Source organism: Flavobacterium plurextorum, from assembly GCF_002217395.1.
Taxonomy (GTDB): domain Bacteria; phylum Bacteroidota; class Bacteroidia; order Flavobacteriales; family Flavobacteriaceae; genus Flavobacterium; species Flavobacterium plurextorum.
Map to the genome: position 1 here is coordinate 198,120 of NZ_MUHD01000004.1, position 23,505 is coordinate 221,624.

Annotated in this window: 18 protein-coding genes and 1 pseudogene; 17 read left to right on the forward strand and 2 right to left on the reverse strand. The window is 31.8% G+C overall.

What is annotated here, in order from left to right; genetic code table 11:
• Positions 1 to 8 precede the first annotated feature (8 nt).
• From ychF to B0A81_RS03035, 9 genes are all read left to right on the forward strand, one after another.
• Positions 9 to 1,103, forward strand: a complete 1,095-nt coding sequence (gene ychF / locus B0A81_RS02995) for a redox-regulated ATPase YchF (protein ID WP_089052424.1) — start codon at positions 9 to 11, stop codon at positions 1,101 to 1,103.
• 328 nt (positions 1,104 to 1,431) lie between these two features.
• Entirely contained in the window at positions 1,432 to 2,109 is a 678-nt protein-coding gene (locus B0A81_RS03000) for a TIGR02117 family protein (protein WP_089056635.1), read from the forward strand.
• A gap of 7 nt (positions 2,110 to 2,116) precedes the next feature.
• On the forward strand, positions 2,117 to 2,791 hold the full coding sequence (locus B0A81_RS03005; protein WP_089056636.1) for a hypothetical protein: 675 nt from the start codon (positions 2,117 to 2,119) through the stop codon (positions 2,789 to 2,791).
• A gap of 92 nt (positions 2,792 to 2,883) precedes the next feature.
• Positions 2,884 to 3,801, forward strand: coding sequence for a YihY/virulence factor BrkB family protein (locus B0A81_RS03010; protein WP_089056663.1), 918 nt, complete (start codon positions 2,884 to 2,886; stop codon positions 3,799 to 3,801).
• A gap of 120 nt (positions 3,802 to 3,921) precedes the next feature.
• Positions 3,922 to 4,446, forward strand: a complete 525-nt coding sequence (locus tag B0A81_RS03015; RefSeq protein ID WP_089056637.1) for an NADPH-dependent FMN reductase — start codon at positions 3,922 to 3,924, stop codon at positions 4,444 to 4,446.
• Positions 4,447 to 4,500: 54 nt separating this feature from the next.
• Positions 4,501 to 5,430: a transglutaminase domain-containing protein gene (locus B0A81_RS03020; protein ID WP_244281243.1), complete on the forward strand. Its 930-nt coding sequence runs from the start codon at positions 4,501 to 4,503 to the stop codon at positions 5,428 to 5,430.
• A gap of 84 nt (positions 5,431 to 5,514) precedes the next feature.
• Positions 5,515 to 6,690 (forward strand): nicotinate phosphoribosyltransferase, encoded by a 1,176-nt coding sequence (pncB, locus tag B0A81_RS03025; protein WP_089056639.1) that lies wholly within the window; start codon positions 5,515 to 5,517, stop codon positions 6,688 to 6,690.
• Positions 6,691 to 6,853: 163 nt separating this feature from the next.
• The gene (locus B0A81_RS03030) at positions 6,854 to 8,722 is read left to right on the forward strand and encodes a DNA topoisomerase IV subunit B (protein ID WP_089056640.1); all 1,869 of its coding nucleotides are present in this window, start codon (positions 6,854 to 6,856) and stop codon (positions 8,720 to 8,722) included.
• A gap of 52 nt (positions 8,723 to 8,774) precedes the next feature.
• Positions 8,775 to 11,492, forward strand: a complete 2,718-nt coding sequence (locus tag B0A81_RS03035) for a DNA gyrase/topoisomerase IV subunit A (protein ID WP_089056641.1) — start codon at positions 8,775 to 8,777, stop codon at positions 11,490 to 11,492.
• A 56-nt stretch (positions 11,493 to 11,548) separates the two neighbouring features.
• Here B0A81_RS03035 and B0A81_RS03040 read toward each other — a convergent pair whose 3' ends face one another.
• On the reverse strand, positions 11,549 to 14,014 hold the full coding sequence (locus tag B0A81_RS03040; protein WP_089056642.1) for an AAA family ATPase: 2,466 nt from the start codon (positions 14,012 to 14,014) through the stop codon (positions 11,549 to 11,551).
• A 6-nt stretch (positions 14,015 to 14,020) separates the two neighbouring features.
• Entirely contained in the window at positions 14,021 to 15,073 is a 1,053-nt protein-coding gene (locus B0A81_RS03045) for a PKD domain-containing protein (RefSeq protein ID WP_089056643.1), read from the reverse strand.
• Positions 15,074 to 15,293: 220 nt separating this feature from the next.
• On the opposite strand from B0A81_RS03045, the gene B0A81_RS03050 reads away from it, so the two are divergent.
• The 8 genes and pseudogenes from B0A81_RS03050 to B0A81_RS21720 all read left to right on the forward strand — a co-directional run.
• Complete coding sequence (locus tag B0A81_RS03050; RefSeq protein ID WP_089056644.1) at positions 15,294 to 15,932, forward strand: C40 family peptidase; 639 nt, start codon at positions 15,294 to 15,296, stop codon at positions 15,930 to 15,932.
• Positions 15,910 to 16,860 (forward strand): type VI secretion system baseplate subunit TssG, encoded by a 951-nt coding sequence (locus B0A81_RS03055; protein WP_089056645.1) that lies wholly within the window; start codon positions 15,910 to 15,912, stop codon positions 16,858 to 16,860. Before B0A81_RS03050 ends, B0A81_RS03055 begins: the two co-directional genes overlap by 23 nt.
• A gap of 2 nt (positions 16,861 to 16,862) precedes the next feature.
• Positions 16,863 to 17,828, forward strand: a complete 966-nt coding sequence (locus B0A81_RS03060) for a TssN family type VI secretion system protein (RefSeq protein WP_089056646.1) — start codon at positions 16,863 to 16,865, stop codon at positions 17,826 to 17,828.
• A gap of 11 nt (positions 17,829 to 17,839) precedes the next feature.
• The gene (locus B0A81_RS03065; protein WP_089056647.1) at positions 17,840 to 18,913 is read left to right on the forward strand and encodes a LysM peptidoglycan-binding domain-containing protein; all 1,074 of its coding nucleotides are present in this window, start codon (positions 17,840 to 17,842) and stop codon (positions 18,911 to 18,913) included.
• 51 nt (positions 18,914 to 18,964) lie between these two features.
• Positions 18,965 to 19,459, forward strand: a complete 495-nt coding sequence (locus tag B0A81_RS03070; protein ID WP_089056648.1) for a DUF4280 domain-containing protein — start codon at positions 18,965 to 18,967, stop codon at positions 19,457 to 19,459.
• Positions 19,460 to 19,470: 11 nt separating this feature from the next.
• The gene (locus B0A81_RS03075) at positions 19,471 to 21,996 is read left to right on the forward strand and encodes a hypothetical protein (RefSeq protein WP_089056649.1); all 2,526 of its coding nucleotides are present in this window, start codon (positions 19,471 to 19,473) and stop codon (positions 21,994 to 21,996) included.
• Positions 21,997 to 22,000: 4 nt separating this feature from the next.
• Positions 22,001 to 23,128, forward strand: a complete 1,128-nt coding sequence (locus B0A81_RS03080) for an SH3 domain-containing protein (protein ID WP_089056650.1) — start codon at positions 22,001 to 22,003, stop codon at positions 23,126 to 23,128.
• Positions 23,129 to 23,237: 109 nt separating this feature from the next.
• A pseudogene (locus B0A81_RS21720) lies at positions 23,238 to 23,505 on the forward strand (hypothetical protein); the annotation flags it as partial.

Here is a 23,505-nt window from a genome sequence, read left to right on the forward strand (position 1 = left end):
AACAACAGATGAAAGCAGGAATTGTAGGATTACCAAATGTTGGAAAATCAACATTATTTAATTGTTTATCTAATGCAAAAGCGCAAAGTGCTAACTTTCCGTTTTGTACAATCGAACCTAATATTGGTGTTGTAAACGTTCCAGATCCAAGAATCAATAAATTGGAAGAATTGGTAAAACCGGAGCGTGTACAAATGGCAACGGTAGATATCGTAGATATTGCAGGTTTGGTAAAAGGTGCAAGTAAAGGTGAAGGTCTTGGAAATCAGTTTTTAGGAAACATTAGAGAGTGTAATGCAATTATTCACGTTTTGCGTTGTTTTGATAATGATAATATTGTACACGTTGACGGAAATGTAAACCCAATTCGCGATAAAGAAACTATCGATATCGAATTGCAGTTAAAAGACTTAGAAACGATCGAAAAACGTTTAGAGAAAGTAAAACGTGCTGCAAAAACTGGAAACAAAGAAGCTCAAACTGAAGAAGCTTTGTTGAACAGAATTAGAGAAGCTCTTTTGCAAGCAAAATCTGCAAGAACAATTATTCCTCAAAATAATGATGAAGAAGTTCTTATGGAAGCTTTTCAATTAATTACTGCAAAACCAGTTTTATACGTTTGTAATGTTGACGAAAGTTCAGCAGTAAACGGAAATAAATACGTTGATCAAGTTCGCGAATTAGTAAAAGATGAAGAAGCTGAAGTTATTATTCTTTCAGTAGGAGCAGAAGCTGATATTACAGAATTAGAAAGTTACGAAGAGCGTCAGGTTTTCCTAGAAGATATGGGATTAACTGAGCCGGGAGCATCAGTTTTAATTCGTGCAGCTTACAAATTATTAAAACAGCAAACTTACTTTACTGCTGGAGTAAAAGAAGTTCGTGCTTGGACAATCAATATTGGAGCTACAGCGCCACAAGCGGCTGGAGTTATTCACACTGATTTTGAAAAAGGTTTTATCCGTGCAGAAGTGATTTCATACGAAGATTACGTTCAATACGGTTCTGAAGCAAAAGCAAAAGAAGCTGGAAAATTTAAAGTTGAAGGAAAAGAATATGTTGTAAAAGATGGTGATGTAATGCACTTCCGTTTCAACGTTTAGTTTTTTTTTAAGAAAATAGAATAAAGAAGAAAGAGAATAGATTAAAACTGCTGGAGAAATTCAGCAGTTTTTTTTATTTACGTTTCTATTCTCTGGCTGAGCGATCACTAGGCTTGGGGAGAAGCCTATACAAGGATTGGAGATTTACATTATAGAGCTACTTACGTGTCCTTCTCCCGAAGCCTCGGGATCGCTAAGAATGACAAAAAAAAGAGAATAAATCTGCTCGATCTTCAAAATCTGCTAGATAAATTTCAGCAATTAAATTTTTGGCTCAAAAATTGGTTACAGAAAAATTAACCAATAACTAATCTAAAAACCAATCAAAATGCTAAAAAAAACTTTCAAATTTCTAGGCTGGACACTTTTCGGAATCTTCAGCTTTCTTGTTTTATACATACTTTCAGTTTATCTGATTTCTAAAATAACCGTAAATTCAGATATTGCTCAAGTTGAAGAGCAAAATGCTGTTCCTATTTACATACTTTCAAACGGAGTTCATACTGACATTGTCGTTCCGATAAAAAATGAAATCAAAGACTGGCGAAATGAAATTCAATTTAGTCAAACCCAATCAAAAGATTCAATAATGAATTTTGTTGCTTTTGGCTGGGGCGACAAAGGTTTTTATCTCGATACGCCAGAATGGTCTGACTTAAAAGCGAGCACAGCATTAAAGGCTGCATTTGGAGTAAGTTCATCAGCGATGCATACTACATTTTATAAGCAATTGCGAGAAGGAGAGGATTGCAAACGTATTTTAATTTCGAAAGAGAATTATCAAAACTTAGTTAATTATATCTCTGATAGTTTTAATAATTCAACAAAACCAGAATGGATTGAAGGTCACAGTTATGGAAAAAAGGACGCCTTTTATGAAGCAAAAGGAAGTTATAGTCTTTTTTATACCTGTAATACTTGGGCAAACTGCGCTTTGAAAGCAGCAAATCAAAAAGCGAGTTTATGGACAGTTTATGATAAGGGGATTTTTTGTCATTATAAATAAATGAGTTATGAAAAAGCTGATTTTATTTTTAGCGATAGTGTCGATAAGTATTTCTTGCAAAAAAGCTGATGCAGCAGCAGAATATGGAGGTTTAGCATTTTATTTTGAGAACCCTCAACCCATTCATGATTCTGAACTAAATAGTTTTCCTTCTAAATTTAAAGGATTATATATTAAAACAGATTCTACACTTTTAAGAATTGACGATTATAGAATTTCTAAAGAATATTATTTTAAGTTCAGGATTCACAGACAAAAACTAGATTCTTTAAAATCTGAATTTGATCTTGTTGACGGAAAGTTAATTTCTAAGGATACACAAGATAAATTTGATGTGTTTAAAAAAGGTGATTCAATTGAATTGTCTAGAAAAGAAGTTGATACATTATTTAGATTGTCGTATAATCAGAAAATAAAACGTATAAATGGGCAGTTAGTTTTAAGTACAAGAGATTCTGTTTTTTGGAGAATAAAAATAATGTCATTAGAAAAGAGTATTCTTAAAATTAAGAGTATTTATTTGCCAGATGACTTGAAGAAATTAGACTCAGTTACTTCGATAAAAGCAAAAATGATAGATTCACTTTCTTATTTAATACAACCAACAAGAAAGGAATTTAAAAATATTTTGAAAATTAAAAATCTAGGTTACGATCAAGAATATAAAAAAGTCTCGAACTGAGACATGGAAAAAATATAAATTTCTATCACAATACAAGAATTGATTTTTTTTCATAAATGCTTAAATTTGAGAGAATCTCAAAGAATGAGCAGATGAAAAATCAAAATGTATTTTCAAAATCCTGGTATTTATTAAAAACAACATTTTTAGAATTTAATGATGACAATGCTATAAAGTTAAGTGCAGCATTATCTTATTATACCATTTTTGCATTACCTCCTTTATTGATAATTATAATTACTATTTGCGGCGTTTTTTTTGGAGAAGAAGCAGTTACAGGACAGTTGTATGGTCAAATCAATAGATTGGTTGGAAATAATGCTGCGGTACAAATTCAGGAAGCAATTAAAAATGTTCAATTATCAGACAGTAATGTATTTGTAACGGTCTTTGGGGTTATAATGCTCTTAATTGGAGCTTCGGGAGTTTTTGCTGAAATTCAGAGTTCAATCAATTATATTTGGGGATTAAGAGCAAAACCCAATAAAGGTCTGAAAAAGTTTATTCAAAATAGGATAATGTCATTTTCGATGATTGTAACTGTTGGATTCTTAATGCTTGTCAGTTTGATGCTCAATGCGACACTTGATGTTTTAAATGCGCGATTAAAGCTTTATTTGCCAGATACTACTGTTTACTTGTTTTATATTATAAATTTAGTAATTGTTTTAGCAAGTATTACGTTGCTTTTTGCGATTATATTCCGAACTTTACCTGACGGAGTTATTAAATGGAAAGATGCTTTTATTGGCGCTTCCTGCACCGCAATTTTATTTATGATAGGTAAATTTGCGATCGGACTTTATTTAGGAAATTCGACAATTGCCAGTGTATATGGTGCAGCTGGTTCTGTAATAATAATATTAGTCTGGGTGTATTACTCAGCTATTATTTTATATTTTGGAGCTGAATTCACTAAGGTTTATGCGAAAACTTTTGGAGGCAGTATTTCTCCAAATGAATACTCTGTAGAAATACAAAAAGAGATTTTTGAAATTGAAAACGTCTAAAAAATAAACCATGTAAGTTATAGAAGTAAATTAAAGTTTGACTTCATAAATTGAAGAAAAAGAATTTCAAATGAACTTATATAACTTATATGGTTTCAAAAAAAATAAAAATACTACGATATGAAAATAATAGCTTTTGGAGGAAGTAACAGTACACAGTCGATCAATAAACATTTGGCAACTTATGCATCAAGTCTATTTGAAAATGCTGATGTAGAAGTTTTAGATTTAAATGATTTTGCAATGCCTTTGTTTAGCGTTGATTTAGAGAAACATGTTGGCCAGCATGAACTTGCAAAAGCTTTTTTGGCTAAAATAGAAAGTGCAGATCTTTTGGTGGTTTCTTTGGCAGAGAATAATGGTAATTATTCATCAGCATTTAAAAATCTTTTTGATTGGTGTTCAAGGATAATGAAAGAAATTTTTCAGCATAAACCAATGTTATTATTAGCGACTTCACCTGGAGTTCGAGGCGGTGCATCAGTTTTAGAAATTGCAAATAACGCTTTGCCAAGATATGGAGCACAAATAAAAGCGACTTTTTCATTGCCTGCTTTTAATGCGAATTTTGATTTAGAAGAAAATAAAATCTCAAATGCAGAGTTAGATAAAGAACTTAAAGATATTATCAAATCAAGTTTTTAATCAATGCCGCAAAAAAAGATTGCTTTTATATTCTTACTGTTAAACAGTATTTTTTTGAATTACACTTTTGCTCAAAAAATTAGTGAAGTTGATAAAATAGTTGCAAAATATCCGAACAAATTTGCGTCAACAGAAAAACTAGCGGAAAGAATTGAAACAGACTTTAGTTCTGATTATGATAAAGCGAGAGCAATTTACAGCTGGATGGCTTTTAATATAAAGTACGATTACAGTACTTTTTTAAATCCGCCCAAATCACAAGGTTTTTCATATTCAACAGAAGCAGAAAAGCAACGAAAAATTAAAGCGTTGAATGATAAAATACTTCAAAAAGCTTTTGCTTCTAGAATAGCAGTTTGCGAAGGATTTACAGCTTTGTACCAACATTTGGCTGAATTAGTTGGTCTTAAGTCTGAAATAATTCGGGGAGATTCTAAAACCAGATTAGTTGATATTGGAAGAAAAACAACTTCTTCAAATCATGCTTGGAATATTGTTTTGATTGATAAAAAATGGCGCTTAGTTGATGTGACTTGGGGACAAGGATATTATGACAGTAACAAAGGAAGAATGGTTAATGATTTTACTCCTGTTTATTTTGATACTAATCCTGATTATTTTTTCGCGAAACATTTTCCTGATTCAGGCTCATATTTAGGAAATAAACTAAGTAAAGAAGATTTTCTTAACGGGCCTTTAATTTACAATAAAACAATAGAAGAAGATTATAAAATTAAATCACCGGATTCTGGAATTATTGATGCAAAGTTTGGCGATAAAATTACTTTCGAAATTAAAAATGTTTCAAAATCCGATCAAGTTTTTTATCTCAATAAAAAAAATCAGCCCGTTAAAATTCAAAACTCAAGAGAAAAACGAGGCAGTTTAGAATTTCAAATAGTTTACGACAAAAACATAGGAGATTATATTACTATTTATGTAAATACCAGCAGTATTGTTTCATTTAAAATAGTTAAAAAGTAAATCCTGAAAAGGTTTATTTAGCAGTGTTTTCTCCTTTTATCGAATTGCCGTATCTTAGCAATTCAGGATTTGAATTAATAACCTATGGAGACTACTTTTTTGAAATCAATCTTAGATAATGATTTTTATAAATTCACAATGCAGCATGCTGTAATACGGCTTTTTCCAAAGGCAAAAGTTCGTTATGGATTTATAAATAGAGGAAAACATGTTTTTCCAGAAGGTTTTGCAGATTTGCTTCGACGTTCTGTTGACGCTTTGGCTGATCTTCGTTTAACAAAAGAAGAAAAAAATTATCTGTCACATTATTGTCCATATCTTGATCCTACTTATTTAGACTTTTTGCAAGGATATAGTTTTGATCCTTCTGAAGTTCAAATTACTCAGGAAGGTTCAGAAATTAAAGTTACCATTGAAGGGTTTTGGTACAGAACAATTTTATGGGAAGTTCCTTTAATGTCTTTAATTTCGGAGTTGTTTTACAAATCAAATCATTTAATTCGCTTAAATGATGAAGCAATTAAAGATCTTACCAAGGATAAAATTGACAATTACAATAAACTAGGTGTTTCCGTTTTAGAATTCGGTACAAGACGTCGTCATTCTTATGATGTTCATGCTCTTGTAAATGAAACCTTGAATACTTTTGGAGGTCAGAGTTTTATGGGAACCAGTAATGTGCATTTTGCAATGCTCAATAATAAGCGTCCGTTGGGAACTCATGCACACGAATGGTTTATGTTTCATGCTGCACAATATGGTTTTAAAATGGCCAATTTGATAAGTTTGGAACATTGGACACAAGTTTACGGCGGAGACCTCGGAATTGCTCTTACAGATACTTATACTACAGAAATATTTTTCAATCAGTTTGATAAAAAATACTCCAAACTTTTTGATGGCGTTCGACATGACAGCGGCGATCCAATTGAGTTTGCTCAAAAAGTGATTTCGCATTATACCAAAATGGGAATTGACCCGAAATCGAAAGTCATTGTTTTTTCGGATTCTCTTAATTACGAAAAAGTAAAAGCGATCGTTGATTTTTGTCAGGATAAAATAAAAATGTCCTTCGGTATTGGAACGAATTTCACGAATGATGTTGGTCTTCCTGCGATGAATATGGTAATTAAATTGACGGATACAAAACCTGATAATTTACATTGGCAGGGCGTTGTAAAACTTTCTGATGAAAAAAACAAAAATACGGGAACGCCCGAAATGATTGCTTTAGCGAAGGAAGTACTAGGAATCAAATAGTATTTCTTTGCTGAAAAAGCAGTTTTTTAATATTTTTAGCCTCTGTTTTATTTTAAAATCAATTTAAATAGAATTTAAACTGTTATTATTCATAACAAAAAGAAAATACGCTTTCATTTTTTGTTAAGAAATGGTACATTAGCAAAAAATCCTAAATTCACATATGCTAGAGCAAAATCAATATACCGAAGATAATATTCGTTCACTTGATTGGAAAGAACATATCCGTATGCGTCCCGGAATGTATATCGGAAAACTTGGAGATGGTTCTTCTCCAGATGATGGTATTTATATTCTATTAAAAGAGGTTTTAGACAACTGTATCGATGAGTTCGTAATGGGCTCTGGAAAAACTATTGAAGTGACTATCAAGGATAAAACGGTTTCGGTTCGTGATTATGGACGTGGAATTCCGTTAGGAAAAGTGGTTGATGTAGTTTCGAAAATGAATACAGGAGGAAAGTACGATTCTAAAGCTTTCCAGAAATCGGTTGGTTTGAACGGTGTCGGGACAAAAGCGGTAAATGCGCTTTCGAATTATTTTCGTGTAGAATCTGTTCGTGATGATAAACAAAAAGCAGCAGAGTTTTCGGCAGGAAATTTAGTTTCAGAAGAAGACATAATTGAAACTACAAAACGTAAAGGAACAAAAGTAACTTTTACGCCAGACGAAACAATCTTCAAAAACTATAAATTCCGTTTAGAGTACGTTATCAAAATGGTTAAAAACTATTGTTACTTAAACAATGGTTTGACTATTATTTTTAACGGAGAAAAATATTATTCAGAAAACGGACTTCGTGATTTATTAGAAGAAACAATCAGCGAAGATGATTTAGAATATCCAATTATCCACTTAAAAGAGCATGATATCGAAGTTGCACTTACGCACAGTAAAACGCAATACAGCGAAGAATATCACTCTTTTGTCAATGGACAAAATACAACACAAGGAGGAACGCACTTAGCGGCTTATCGTGAAGCTGTTGTAAAAACAATTCGTGAGTTTTACAATAAGAATTTCGAAGCATCAGATGTCCGTAAATCGATTGTGAGTGCGATTAGTATTAAAGTGATGGAACCGGTTTTTGAGTCTCAGACCAAAACAAAATTGGGTTCTACAGATATGGGTTCTGACGATGGAACACCAGCGGTTTCTGTTCGTACTTTCGTTAACGATTTTATTAAAACGAAACTGGATAATTACCTGCATAAAAATCCAACAACTGCGGAAGCTTTACTGCGTAAAATTCTTCAGGCAGAACGCGAGCGTAAAGAATTATCAGGAATTAGAAAACTGGCAACAGATCGTGCTAAAAAAGCCAATCTTCACAATAAAAAATTAAGAGACTGCCGAGCGCATCTTCCAGATACCAAAAACCCAAGAAACTTAGAAAGTACGCTTTTTATTACCGAGGGAGATTCGGCTTCCGGATCAATTACAAAATCGCGTGATGTAAATACACAAGCGGTTTTCAGTTTACGTGGTAAGCCTTTGAATTCATACGGAATGACGAAGAAAATTGTGTATGAGAACGAAGAATTCAACTTATTGCAAGCTGCACTTGATATAGAAGACGGATTAGAAAAACTGCGTTACAACAACATCGTAATTGCAACCGATGCCGATGTCGATGGAATGCACATTCGTTTGTTATTAATTACTTTCTTTTTGCAGTTTTTCCCTGAGTTAATCAAAGAAGGACATTTGTATATTTTACAAACACCGCTTTTTAGGGTTCGTAATAAAAAGGAAACAATTTACTGTTATTCTGAAGAAGAAAGAAAAGATGCTATCGAAAAACTAAAACCAAAACCAGAAATCACTCGATTTAAAGGTTTGGGAGAGATTTCGCCAGATGAGTTTAAAAACTTTATTGGAGATACCATCCGTCTTGATCCAGTTATGATGGATAAAAATACTTCGATTGAGCAGTTGTTATCTTTCTATATGGGGAAAAACACGCCAGACAGACAAGAGTTTATTATCAAGAATTTGAAAGTTGAGATTGATGAACTTGAAGAAGCTTAAAAGATAAAAGAATTATAGAAGAATTTTTTAGTAGTTATACTGAACAAAATATATGAAAGACGAAGAAGACGATAACATAATTCCAAACGACGACGAGAATAATCAAGATGAGAATCAATTTGATGAAAATCAAGATGATTCAGATGAGATTATAAATGTAGATGCTAAAAATTTTGAAGGACAGCATTTTTACGAAAATCAGGAAGAAGAAGGAGAAGACGTTATTACCAAAGTAACGGGAATGTACAAAGACTGGTTTTTGGATTATGCGTCGTATGTAATTCTGGAACGTGCAGTTCCTGCTATCGAGGACGGATTTAAACCAGTTCAGCGTCGTATTATGCACTCTTTAAAAGAGCTGGATGATGGTCGTTACAATAAAGTTGCCAATGTTGTTGGTCACACTATGCAGTATCACCCACACGGAGATGCAAGTATTGGTGATGCAATGGTGCAAATTGGTCAAAAAGATTTATTGATTGACTGTCAGGGAAACTGGGGAAATATTTTAACAGGTGACGGAGCAGCAGCTTCGCGTTATATTGAGGCACGTTTATCCAAATTTGCTTTGGAGGTTTTATATTCTCCAAAAATTACAGATTGGGGCGTTTCGTATGATGGTCGTCGTGCAGAACCAAACAATCTTCCGGTAAAATTTCCATTACTTTTAGCGCAAGGAGCGGAAGGTATTGCAGTTGGACTTTCGACAAAAGTTTTACCTCATAACTTCAATGAATTAATTGATGCTTCAATCAAAATTCTAAAAGGAAAAGCTTTTACATTATATCCTGATTTCATGACACAAGGTATTGCCGATGTGTCCAATTATAATGACGGACTTCGTGGCGGACGTGTGCGTGTGCGTGCTAAAATTTCGCAATTAGATAAAAATACATTGGTGATTACGCAAATTCCGTTTTCAACCAATACATCGAGTTTAATTGATAGTATTTTGAAAGCCAACGATAAAGGTAAAATCAAAATCAAGAAAATTGAAGACAATACTGCTGCCGATGTTGAAATTTTAATTCATCTTTTTCCAGGCGTTTCGCCAGACAAAACAATTGACGCTTTGTTTGCGTTTACTGCTTGTGAAACTTCTGTAGCACCTTTAGGTTGTGTTATCGAAGATAATAAACCGTTGTTTATTGGTGTTTCTGAAATGTTGAAAATTTCAACACACAGAACAGTTGATTTACTTCGTCAGGAATTAGAAATTCAGTTAGAAGAATTAAAAAATAAGTGGCATTTTTCTACTTTAGAAAAAATCTTCATTCGTGAAGAAATGTATATCGACTTCAAATTGTATGGAGATAGAGAATCACTTTACAAATATTTATACGATCGTTTTGAGCCTTTCAAAAAATCATTTGTCAGAGAAATTAATGATGATGATTTACAGCGTTTGACTCAAATTCCGATGATTCGTATTACACGTTTCGATTCTGATAAAGCCGATGAATTGATTTCTAGGTTAGAGGAAGAAATGAAAGAAGTAGAGCATAATTTGGAACATTTAACCGATTTTGCAATTGCTTATTTTACCAAATTAAAAGAGAAATACGGAAAAGGTCGTGAGCGTCAGACAGAACTTCGTGTTTTTGACAACGTTGAAGCTACAAAAGTTGTTTTACGTAACACAAAATTATATGTAAACCGTGAAGAAGGTTTCGTAGGAACAAGTTTAAAGAAAGACGAATACGTAGGTGATTGTTCTGATATTGATGATGTTATTGTGTTTTTACGAGACGGAACATTAATGATAACAAAAGTAGATGCTAAAACCTTTATTGGAAAAGATATTATACACGCTGCTGTTTTTGACAAGAGCGATAAACGTACGATTTACAATATGATGTATCGTGATGGTAAATCAGGTCCATCCTATATTAAACGTTTCAATGTTTCGGGTGTAACGCGCGATAAAGCTTATGATTTAACAAACGGAACAAATGGTTCGCAAGTGGTGTATTTTTCACATAACCCGAACGGAGAAGCTGAGGTTGTAACGATATTATTGCGTCAAATAGGAACTATTAAAAAACTGAAATTCGATATTGATTTTGCTAAATTGGCGATTAAAGGACGTAGTTCTAAAGGAAATTTAGTGACGAAATATCCAATCAAAAAAATTGAACTAAAAGAAAAAGGGATTTCGACTTTACTGCCAAGAAAAGTTTGGTTTGATGATACGGTGAAACGTTTAAATGTTGATGCTAGAGGGGAATTGCTTGGAGAATTTAAACCAAGTGATAAAATTTTAGTAATCAGTCAGACTGGAAAATTAAAAGTTATTATTCCTGAATTATCAACTCATTTTGAGGAAGATATGATTGTATTGGAGAAGTGGAAGCCTAAAAAACCTATTTCTGCAATTTATTATGATGGAGAAAAAGAGCGTTATTTCTTAAAACGTTTCCTTGTTGAAAATGAAGGGAAAGAAGAAAGTTTTATTACTGATCATCCTAATTCGCAATTAGAAATTGTATCAACAGATTATCGTCCGTTGGCGCAGTTAGTTTTTGCGAAAGTAAAAGGAGTTCAGAAAGAAGATTTACATATTGATGTAGAAGATTTTATTGCTGTAAAAGGTTTTAAAGCTTTAGGAAACCAGTTAACAGCAGATAAATTAAAACAAGTTAATTTGTTAGATCCGCTTCCTTATGAAGAGCCTGTTGAAGAAATTCTAGAGAAACCAGAATTGCCAGAAGATGATTCGGTCGAAACAGAATTAGAAGATGATGGCCAGATTGGCTTGATTTTAGAATAAAAATAAAAACGCTAAGATTAATTTCTTAGCGTTTTTTTATGATCTTTTAAATCTGTTTAACTTTGATATGGAGAATGAATTTCTTCCTTAGCCCATTTCACTTCGTTGTTTTCGATACTAACAAAAATAGTATCTCCATCTATTACTTCACCTGAAATTATCTTTTTAGCTAAAGGTCTTCTTAAATGTGTTCTAATAATACTTTTAATTGGTCTTGCTCCATATTTGGCATTGTAACCATTTTCAGCAAGATAAAGTTTAGTTTCAATCGGAATTTCAACTTTGATATTGATATTTTTCAATAAATCTATGAACTCTTTCTTAAGATGAATTTCAAATATTTTCAAAGCATTTTCCTTACTGATAGGCGCAAAAGGTACAATTTCGGTTAAACGCCCCAAAAATTCAGGTCTGAAATAATTTGCCATAATTTCCATTAAGGAATTTGAAGTCGGAATTTCACCGTTATTGAAAGTGGTCACAATATGATCTGCACCAATATTCGAGGTAAAAAGAATAATTGCATTCGAGAAATCTCCTTCTTTTCCTAAACGATCATGCAATTTTCCTTCGTCCATAATCTGTAAAAAAACATCAAAAACTGAAGGATGTGCTTTTTCAATTTCATCAAATAAAACAATGGAGTAGGGTTTTTGTCTGATTTTGTTTACTAGTAAGCCGCCCTCTTCATAGCCAACATATCCAGGAGGTGCGCCATATAGCAATGCAGCAGAATGTTCTTCTTTAAATTCAGACATATCAAATCTAATAATTGCATTTTCATCCTGAAAGAGAAATTCGGCCAAAGATTTGGCTAATTCTGTTTTCCCCGTTCCTGTTGGACCTAAAAAAAAGAAAGAGGCAATAGGCTGTCCCGCTTTACTCAATCCTGATCTTGATTCTAAAATTGAACCTGCAACGGTCGAAATACAATGATCCTGACCAATAACTCTTTGGTTTAAAACCTCTTCAATATTATTTAGTTTTTGCTTTTCCTCTTCATTTAGTTTACCAGCGGGAATACCCGTTTTCTGGGCAATAATTAATGAAAGATCAAAAGCTTCAATATGACTCCTTTTGTCTAAAGCTCTCGTTTCAAGCGTATTTAAAAGTAATGTTATATGACTAATTAATGCTTCAGAAGATTCTAATTGTTTCGTTTCATTTTCTTCTTCGGTAATCATTAAAAAAGTCGTTTTCTGTATTATATCTGCTAAAAACCAGTGACACTTTTTAATTAATTGTTCTTCGGATAAATTGGCATCATTGTTTTTTAAAACCGCTAATTTATTTTGAAGTGTCTCTTTTCCTTTTAAAAAAGTTTCTCCCGAAGTTTTTAAAACGGACATTGTATGATCAATTAGATTAATAGCTGATTCCGGAAGACTTTTTTCTTTTAAATATCTTCTGGATAATCGTATTGATTCTGAAATGGTTTCGTCGTCAATCTGAATCTTGTGATGTTCCTGATAAATCTTGATTGATTCACGAATCATTCGAAACAATGTTTCATCATTTGACTCTGTCAGTTTTACAATTTCAAACATTCCTGCAAGACCTTGTTCCTTTTCTATTCTTTTTGAAAATTCATCAATCGTCGAGGTTGCAATAATATTTAAACCTTTTGTCATCTCACTTTTTAAAATGTTAGACACTCCAGAGTCTCCGCCATTTTTATCCAATAAAGTATGAATTTCTTCAATAATAAGAATAGCCTTTGGAAACTGCTGTAATTCCTGAATGCAGTTTTTTAAGCGATCCTCAATTTCACCCTTATATGATGCACCGGCAATTAACGAAGATAAATCTAATTCAAACAGCTGTGTTTTGATTAATATATCAGGAACTTGATTATCAATTATATTCTGAATTAATGTTTCAATCAAAATTGATTTTCCAATGCCTCGATCGCCAATTAATAAAACATTTGGTTTAGAGAAACGACACAAAATTTCTTTAATAGTATTGAGTTCTGCCTCACGACCTATTGCAGTTATTTTATTGGATTTTTTTTGCAGATTTTTATGAATGGCATATTTGCTTAGAAATCCTTTTTTTGCTTTTTTTTGTATGTCTACGATTTCGGGTAATTCCTGATTTTCATTTTCCAACAATTCATTTCTTGAAATAGGATACGTTTTCATTTGGTCAAAACTAAAGCCTACGCCAGGTGAGCTTATAGCTATTAGAACTGCATAAAGACTTATTTCATCCTCATTTAAAACAATTCTTATTGATTCTGCTTCTTGGATAATTTCATCAATCAAATCGCTTGGTTCTGTATCGATTACATTAGTTGTTTTCGATTCTTCTTCCATGCGTACTTCTGCCCATTCCTCTAGATAATAAACATCTTTCCCCATGATTTCAAGACGTTTCAATAGAGACAAATCCCTGTTTAAAATGGCTTTTAGTAAATGAGAAGCAGAGTAGTATTTGTTTACATTATTTTTTGCAATTTTTTTTGCGATTTCAAATGCACTTATAAGCTCAGTACTAAAAATGTTTTTTTCTTCCTCCATATCAATTTAATCTTTAGTCCATATTAGGTATTTTTTAACTTTGTAGTTAATATTCAACCCTTTAATGCAATTAGTTTGTTTGTCTTTGTTCAGTCGTATTGATTCTATTTTTATTTTTTTTCCTTTCAAAGAAGCGCATAATTGCGAAAAAGTTATCAAATCCTTATCGTTTTTAACAATTGGTACATCGAGATCATCGCATAAAAATTCTGCAAAATCATCTTTTACTTTACTGCCTTCTGCTACTTTGTTTAATAAGATCTCAAATTGATCCTCAGATATCTTTGGTGCTTTTTTTAGAGATGGAATACTGTCTTTTTGCGTTTTGTTTTTTGGAGCAACGGGCACATATTGGAGCATATCCTCAAGTGGATCTTTTTTAACAGCCCCTCTTGGAAGACTAAAAGACTCAGCATCTTTTTCATAAACATATGATGTAACGTTCAGAGGGTTTGTCTTCTTTATTGCTTTTGGATGTACATAAATAACTTTCTTCGCAACACGGCTAAAATCTCCATTTATAACAAGAGTTATTGTTTTTTCTCCTGGAGTTGAAAATGTATAAACCGGATTAGAGGAGTTTTCATTAATTCCTCTTCCTTCTCCAAATGCCCATTCCCAAGTTTTAGCATTTTCTGATACAGAATTAAAATAAGTTGGCTGCCCAACAGTAATTATTTTTGAGGTGATGATTTTTGGAGTTCCCAGTTTATCAAGTAAATATTTGTCATTAAGAACAAGTTCCCTTGTTTGAATACATTCACCATTTATAGTAAGTGTTACAATATATTTCCCTGGTTTTTTATAGGTATGAAAAGTATGTCTTCGAGTATCAATAGTTGATCCGTCCCCAAAATCCCATTTCCATGATTTCGCATTATGTGTCTTGTCATAAAATTCAATTGGTTCCTCACTTTGCGAATGGTCTGATAAAATATAGTATTTCACATCATCGCAATCAACATGCTTAAAGAGTTGTATGAAAAGGGAAATAATCCCAATTGCTAAAAGGATAGTGAAAAAAAGTACAATCCTGATATCTATTTTTTTTATACTCATTTTACTTGTTATTATGTAAGTGAGCAAAAATAAGTTTAATATTTTTAATAATATATGAATAATCTTATATTTTTTTTGAAATTTATTTTATATTTGTAAAGATATACTTGCATAGTATTTTAAAACAGACTGAGAAAATACCACTTCAATTTCAGTTTCTTTTTTTAGCCTTAAAAAAATAGGCTTTTAAGTTTTACAAAAACCGACTAATTAAAATTATATGAAGCAGCTATTTGTTGTGATAATTCTTGTAATATGTTTTGGATGTACCAGTAAAAAGTACATTTCGCAAATTCCCTTTAAATATGATTATTCCTTAGAACTGTTGAAAAAGCAGGCCGAAATGGAAGAAACGAGTTTAAAGAACAAAACGATTGTAAATGATAATTCTGAAAATCTAAGTGACGAAGTTTTATACCTAAAAGAGAAATACTCAATTGTGCTGGCAGTATTGCCCAATAAGATTACTAATTATAAGCTCTATTCTTATTTTGATTCTTGGCTTAATACGCCTTACAAAGAAAAGAGTTTTTCTAAAAAAGGAATTGACTGTTCTTATTTTCTCCAATCGTTATACAGTGATGTTTATAAAGTAACGCTGCCTAAAGATCCAGCTGGAATGTGGAAATCAAAATCGATTCAAATTTTTACAGGACGTGCATTTTTGAGTGAGGGAGATTTAGTTTTTTTTAGATATGACAAAGATCATCCCATTTCAGATGTGGCTTTATATCTGCATAATGACAGAATTTTAGCCTGTACAGATAAGGGATTAGGGATTTATAATTTTAATGATGAATATTTTCAATTACGATATATAGGAGCAGGACGAATAAATGAAGACACAAGAAAAAAATAAAAAAAGTCTTGAAAATTTAGTACAAGAAATTGAAAGTATTTCGTACGACATCCGTGCAGAAATTATTGCTAATGAACTAATCGAAAAGCATGAAGTTTCTGCTGATGAAATTACTATTTCAAATCGGGGACAATTTTCAAGAGCTTTCAGAAAAGATGTTTTAGGTGCTGTAATTCAGGATGATAATTACATTAGGCATGATTATGTCACAATGCTTTTATCTCGTGACAGCATGTATGATTCTTTGCCTGAGGGATTTGTGCATAGTCTGTCTGAGAATAAGGCTGACAAATCTGTTCGTCAGATGATTAAAGAACATAAACATCAGAAAAATCAGGAGAATGAAGCACGAAGTTTTTTTGATCCTTTTGAAAATGAAATTTTTCATTACCGAACAAAAATTGAAAGTGTTGAGAAAAGCTTTTTGTATAAACTAAATGGGAGTAAACCTCTTGACTTTTTTTATGATTTCTGGGGATTATCAAAAAATTATCCTGCCGTTTTGGTTTCAAAGTTTATTCAATTACTCCCTTACGCTTATAAAATTGTTGGAGATATTGAACTTTCCTGCCGCTGTCTGGAGAATATTATCGAGGAAAAAGTTGAATATATAAGTACAAGTTCAAAAGAGTACAGCGAAGAAAATGAACAGATTAATTTAGGAGAAAACAGATTAGGAGTCGATTTTATTTGTGGGAACAAATACATGGATTATTCGATGAACTTAACAATAAAAATTGGTCCAATCACCAATAATTCCTTTGAGAATTATATACACAACGGATCAATAAAAAGATTTATAGATTGTTTTTATGAGCATTTCTTCCCGATGGAAGTAGAGCCAAAAACAGTTTTGATACTGAATCATGAAACTGAAGAATTTAATTTTAACAAACAACCTGTGTTAGGGTATACAACACGAATATAAAAATGGTTAAAAAACATTTATTAGCACTCATCGATGTAAAACTCATTGTTTTTTTAGTTGTGATTATTGCACTTTGCGGTATACTTACTTTATTGTTTAGTGATAAAGTAAAAGAATTTGCAACGAAGTACAAAAAACAATTTTACATATATGTTTTATCTTTTGCACTCATTTATGCCTTGGTGGCATTTTTAGGATATAATAAACTATTCAATGAACTCTCGGATGAGTTTATGTTTTACCAAATAGCTACTTTATTATTTGGGATTTTACATGTATGGCTGTATCGATGGTATTTTCAAGAGTTTAATGTAAAAACTGTAGCTGTAGAACTTTTGTTTTCGGTATTGGTTGTGCTTTATTCATGTGTTTTATTTGCGATCATTTATACAGCATTAAATGGGATTGAAATGACATTTATAATGTGCTCACATTTTATCTTATTTTTTGTTCCAACTGGAATTTATATTGTTTTTGAGTATATGATGCAGATACCTGCAAGAGAATATGTCACTTGGAAAATTCCAGAAAGAAAAGAGCCTTTCCCAGAAATTGAAAATGTTCAGATGAAAGATTTATTGCTGATAACATTATTAATCCAGAAAAAGGAAAGTGACACAAAATATACCTCTATAAGATCTAAAGGTCCAGTACGAATTGACTTTGGAGCTTTGTTTTACCATACCGTTTCAGGTTATAATGAACACAATGCCGATAGTAAAATTGATTTAAAGCAGGACAGAGAAAACTGCAGCTGGGTTTTCTTTTTACAACCAAAATGGTATCAAGCTGCAAAGTATGTTGATGCAAAATATACTTTAGGAATGAATGGAATAACTGAAAATTCAGTAATTATCTGTAAAAGGCAGAAGAAAGAAGAAATCAAAATAAATAAAAAAGATAAGGATAAAGAAGGTTTTATGTTTGAGCCTAAGATTGAAAACAAAGAGAAAGAGGTTAAAGTTTAATATTTTTTGAGATGTATTACAGAGAAAAACCTGAAGAGTCGTCTTACGACAAGTTTCGCACCTATAAAATCAAAAAAGGAGATACGCTCGAAAGTGTAGCTCGTGATCTTGGTATTGAAGCTGAGAAGCTTAGATGGTATCATAATATGTACTGTGAAATTCCTGATTTAATAGAAGCTGATTTTAAAAGTTACCTAGAGTTCTTGATTCTGGCTCCTGAAAAAGCTATTGAAGAACGAAAGGAAGAGACCGAGAAAAAAACTCAAAAAGCAAGCTTAGCAAGTAATTATACACTGCCATTTGGTGCAGACAAAATTAATAAAGAGTACAAAGTTAACTATACAACTGTTTTTGGAGATGAAGTAGATACAATTGAAATGAAAGTAAGCGTAAAATGGCTTGCTACAGATAGAAACAAGTATCATTTGTTTGAAATAGACCGAAGAAATGTTCAGGTAAACAATGAGGTGCCAGATACTGTTGTGGCTGAATTAGAAGCCAAAACGGGAGAAGTTCTTTACCCATTAAAAATTGTGGTAGATGAATCAGGGAATTGGATCGACATTTACAATTATGATGAAATAGATAACCGATGGAAGGATACAAAAGAAGCAGTTCTAGATTATTTTGAGGGAGAGGTAGCAGAAAATTATATTCAACAGACAGAATATACTTTAGATAGTTCTGAAACATTATTTGATTCTCTTGCTTCAGATTATTTTTTAAGAGCTTTTTTTAACGGAATTCATGTAAGCTATACATCGAGCTATTCATTTGAGAATGAAGTTGTTTTTCCACTAGAAAAAGGAGAAGAATCGAAGTTTGTAGTGGAGCAAAAGATAGATCTGGTTTTAGATGAATCAAATCTGGTAAAAGTGGAGCAAAAAGGAGATTATATAGATACTGGATTCAAAACTAGTTTAGGATTTGATCCTTGGAAAGGAAAATTTAAAGCTTTGTATTTTCTTGATGAAGATAGCTATTGTATCGAAAAATTAAATTTAGAATGCAATATAGAGTATGATGAGCCAATAAAAGTTATGATACAAATTGAATCTTTAAAGAAAGAAGAAACTCAAAAGTAAAGAATAAAAGCAGAGTAGTCAAACGAGTGTAATATTCAAAAATGTAAGGCAATGAGTGAGAAACATGCAGTAGTTCAGGGAGCTTCTCTTAAATGTAAATTTAGCGTAGAGCCAAAAATTGATATATTAAAAGTAAAATCGCAGCAAAAGCATTATGCTAATGATAAAGATGCAGATAAAAAACTCCTTGCTACTGACAAAGAAATTGGGCAGACATTAGAGAAAAATACCTTTGGGAAATGTAAAATGCAGCCAAACGGAAATGGTGATTATTTGCCATGTCAGGCAGTAATTACTAAATGGAGCGGTTTCTATGAAAAAGTAACATTATCTAATATAGGAAAAATTTTACTGGAAGACAGCAAAGCCACTTGTCCTATTGGAGGAGCCGATTGCATTACTGTTGATAAACACGGTCAAAAAGCAGAAGTGAGCAAACAAAATGCCAAGAAAGCAAAGCCACAAGTAAACAATCAGTTAAACCCAATGGTTGATACAGCAAAATTTAAGGAGAGTTTAGAGGAGAGTGATTCTATTTGTAAATAAAATAAAACAGTATGTCAGATTTTAAAATAATTGGAAATCCTAATCCTGCTGTGGGAGTTGAAGAGTTTTACACAGTAAGTGATGCTATGTCTTTGGTATTGCCTTATCAAAATACGGCACCTGCTGGCAATGCCAATTTTGAGCGTCCTGTAAAATGGGAAGTGTATGTACTGGAAAATAGAAGATGGCGTAAAACCAAAGAAAATGATAAAACAGGCAAGAGAATATCCTACACATTCTTTCAAAAGAGTTTGACCAGAAATGGCATTCGAATTTTGGTAAAAAGAGGCGAAGAAACAGCTCGCCTTGATATTAAAACACATACGGCTCAAAACCCAAAAGTTGAGGATATAGAGTTATTGGACAAAAGCGGGAAAAAATTAACAAAACCCTTGTCTTATGGGCAAAACCTAAAAGCACGCGTTCATTGTTTAGATATGGAAAAACGTACCGTTTACGTAACACTTTGGGAAGAAGATCTTAACGGAAAAGCAGGACATGGAAATGCCAACCCGAGAAATATAATTGAGACCCGTTCTGGAGCTGTAAAAAATGGTAAAGCAGATATTGACTTTTTATTAAAACCCAGTGTTGGCAATATTGCTTCGATGGGAAACAAAATACATACCTACTATGTTACCACAGGCTTAAAAAAAGGCAAAATATCGAGTAATAATGTTGATGTTAAAGATACTGAGACACCTGTACCACCCTATAAAGGCAAAACAACTCAAAAAGAGGCTGTTAAAAGTAATGTGCCTGTACAGCAGCCCAAAACAAAAGCATCTGAAATTCCTAAAGCTGTAAAAGGAAAAATCAATTCAGTGAATCTGACTGACATCGCTGGGCATAAAATAAAAGGTAAGTTTAAAGAAAAACAAATTAAAGTTTGGATAAATTCAACGGGGTTAGTTGGAAAAGAAGTTCGTCTTAAATTGTATGATGAAGATTTGGTTAGCAATGATCTTCTTTTTACCCATAACTTCACGATACAGTCAGATCTTCATGCAATAGTTGTATCATTAGACTCAATACCTAGAAGTCTAGGCGGAGATAATTGGGCAGAAGGAAACGAGCAGGAACTATTTGCTGAAATCGAAGTTCTGCAGACACATGATTTTAGCAAAAGCGCAGTTGTTAATGTTGATACCAAAGTTTTTAAACCAGACCCTGTAGAGTCTACTAATAAGGTTGCGAAAGTTGGCGGGGAGCAGAAGAAAGAGAAATTTGAAAAAGTTATAGGACTAGGAAAAGAAGCTATTTTATATATAACTAGTGAAATTGCTACCGAAATAAAAGTAGATAGGAATGGGAGAATAGAGACATATCCTGATTATGGTGGTTTTAATGGGATGAATGAATATAAAGAAGCGGGGAAAATTTATTGCAAAAAATTACCAAATGGTAAAAGTGCATTTCCTTTATATAAAATGTATGTTTATAGAGGAAATAAAACAGGAGAAGCTATAAAAAAACTTAAGCAAGATATAAAATACAAATCTTATGAAAATGCAGAGTCTACTATTTTAACAGTTGCAAGACATACACAATCAAATAATAAGAATTATGCAAGTAAAGGTCCTATTCCTCCTAATAATTTAAATAGTTTATATAGAATAAGATATATGCAAGCTTGGAATCATTCCGGAAAAGAGAGTTTTAGATATAGGTTTGTTGATGATAATGTTTCTAATTTGAGACCTTTAGAAAATTTAAGATTAGAGGTTTCGAGTGGCGCAATGACATTAAAAGGTAGAAGTTCAATTTCTATAGATCCATGGAAATCTAAAGACTTAATAGGTTGTTTAGGAATAAGAAATTCTGATGGAACAAATCATTCTAGTTGTGGAAGTGAAATGGGAGACTTAAGTGCATCAAATTATAAATTTATTTACCACGCTTTAAATAATTACTTAGAAAATGTTATTCCTGAACTTACAGGAGTATATGGAAGACGAGGGTATTCCAGTAATGAGCGAATTGTAGTAAAAGAATCTAAATATAAGGAAGAAATAAAAGTTTTTGCTTTGATAGATAATTTACCAGAATTAAACAAAGATGACAAATTATTTAATTTGGAAGATGCTAGAAGAGCTTTAAGATTGATCTATGATAATTATGGTGAAGAAATTGCTAAAAATGTAGAAATGATGTACAGATGGGAATGTTCTCATTTTAAATCAGGACAATATAAACATTGTGGAGGACCAGGGATGGAAGCAACAAACAATAATCATCCAACTTATGGTTGGGATGGTGAAGTGTATAATAAATTTCCACAATACACTCCAATTGGCATATGGGAAGAATTTGAAAATGAAGGAATGAGTGGAAGAGGAGGGAATACACAAGTAACTGATTCCAAAAAAAGATATATTAAGTTTCCATCTGTAGAAGCGGGAATGGTTTATGTTGCAGAGTTTTTGGTTAGACATAATGGAAATGTAGGAAGGTGGCATACAAGAGATGTAAGTAAACAATCTAATTATGTGACAATTATTAATACAACAATTCCGAGAATTGTTAATAGTTTTTAGAAATATGAGAAAAATCAATATCGTTTTATATTTATTCATTTTGCTATCGATAATAGGATGTTCAAAAAAAAAGGAATCTAATGAAAATAAAATTTCTTTAAATTCTACCAGACAAGAGTCAGACTGTGAAAAAAAACTTTTTCAGCTTTTTTATACCAGTGATTTTGAAAAAAAAGAAAAGTATGAGGTTAGGATTGATGATATCAGAAATGATACTATTATAATAAAAGCTTTTACCAGAAACAATTTATCAGATAATCCTAAAACTCAAGAAATCGTAGAAAGTGTTGTCGGTTGGTTTATCATTCCTCCAAAAAGGGACGCATTATATTTATCATTAAATGCTTTGGATCCTATTGAACCTAATTTTAAAAAAATAAAAACTAAACAAGACCATTTTAGTGATTTTTTAAATTGTATTAATCAAAAACAAACAAATGAGATGAAAAATGAAATAAAATTCACTGATTTATTTAATGAAGGTACAAATATTAATTTTGACCCTAAGGATTTAAATAAGGATACTCCAGAAATTAAAGATTTCAAGAAAAAGCTTGAAATATATTTTGATGAGATTCCTTTGCCAGAAGATTTTGATAGTGAAAATTTATCATACTTAGTAAATAATGAAACTTTTTTTGATTTACAATATTATACAAATAGTGCTTGGCTACAGTATTTTATTACTAGATACAAGATAGATGTTACTCTGCTAAATGATTTAATGAGTCAAGCAATAAAGCAAGAAGATTATAACGCTGTTAAAACATTAATAAATAATCATTATGTTGTTTCGGAAATAGATTTACAAATTTCTTCTGAGACTAAACAAGAATCGGAAAATAAAATTCAAGAAAATAAAAAAGATGGTTATGAAAGTTATATTGTTTCAAATTCCAAAATTGATGAAATAATAAATTTGCTTCATGAAAAATTTAATTTAAATAAAATAAGTGATCCTGACGGTTTTACAAATTTAAGAAAAGAGAAAAACACATCTTCTGAAATTCTTCAGAAAATAACTACAGGAACTAAAATTCAAATTTTAGAAAATTTAGGTGATTGGTGGTTAGTACAAACGAAAGAGGGTAAAAAGGGGTATGTATATAAAACTAAGATAAAAGCTGAATGATATAAATAACATAAAAAATAACAATGCTCCTTGACATATTGAAAAGAAAAGCCCCAGCTAGCAAATGCTTTAGGCTTTTGTTAGCTAGGAGAATTTAAAAATAGAAATTATGAAGAAATTAATAAATCTTATTCTAGTTCTTATTATCATTTTTTTTAATTCTTGTAATTCAAAAAAAACTGAAAATAATAATTCAAAGAATCTAAAAAAAGAAGTAGAGAGTGTCAAAACGAGTAATTATTATTCAGATGCAGATTTCGATAATCTTTTAAAATGTGGAGATTATTCATTTATGGATGGATATTTTACGGTACCCGATTATGGATGTATATATCAACCTCCCACTGTAAATACTTTAGGGAATATAGAAATATATC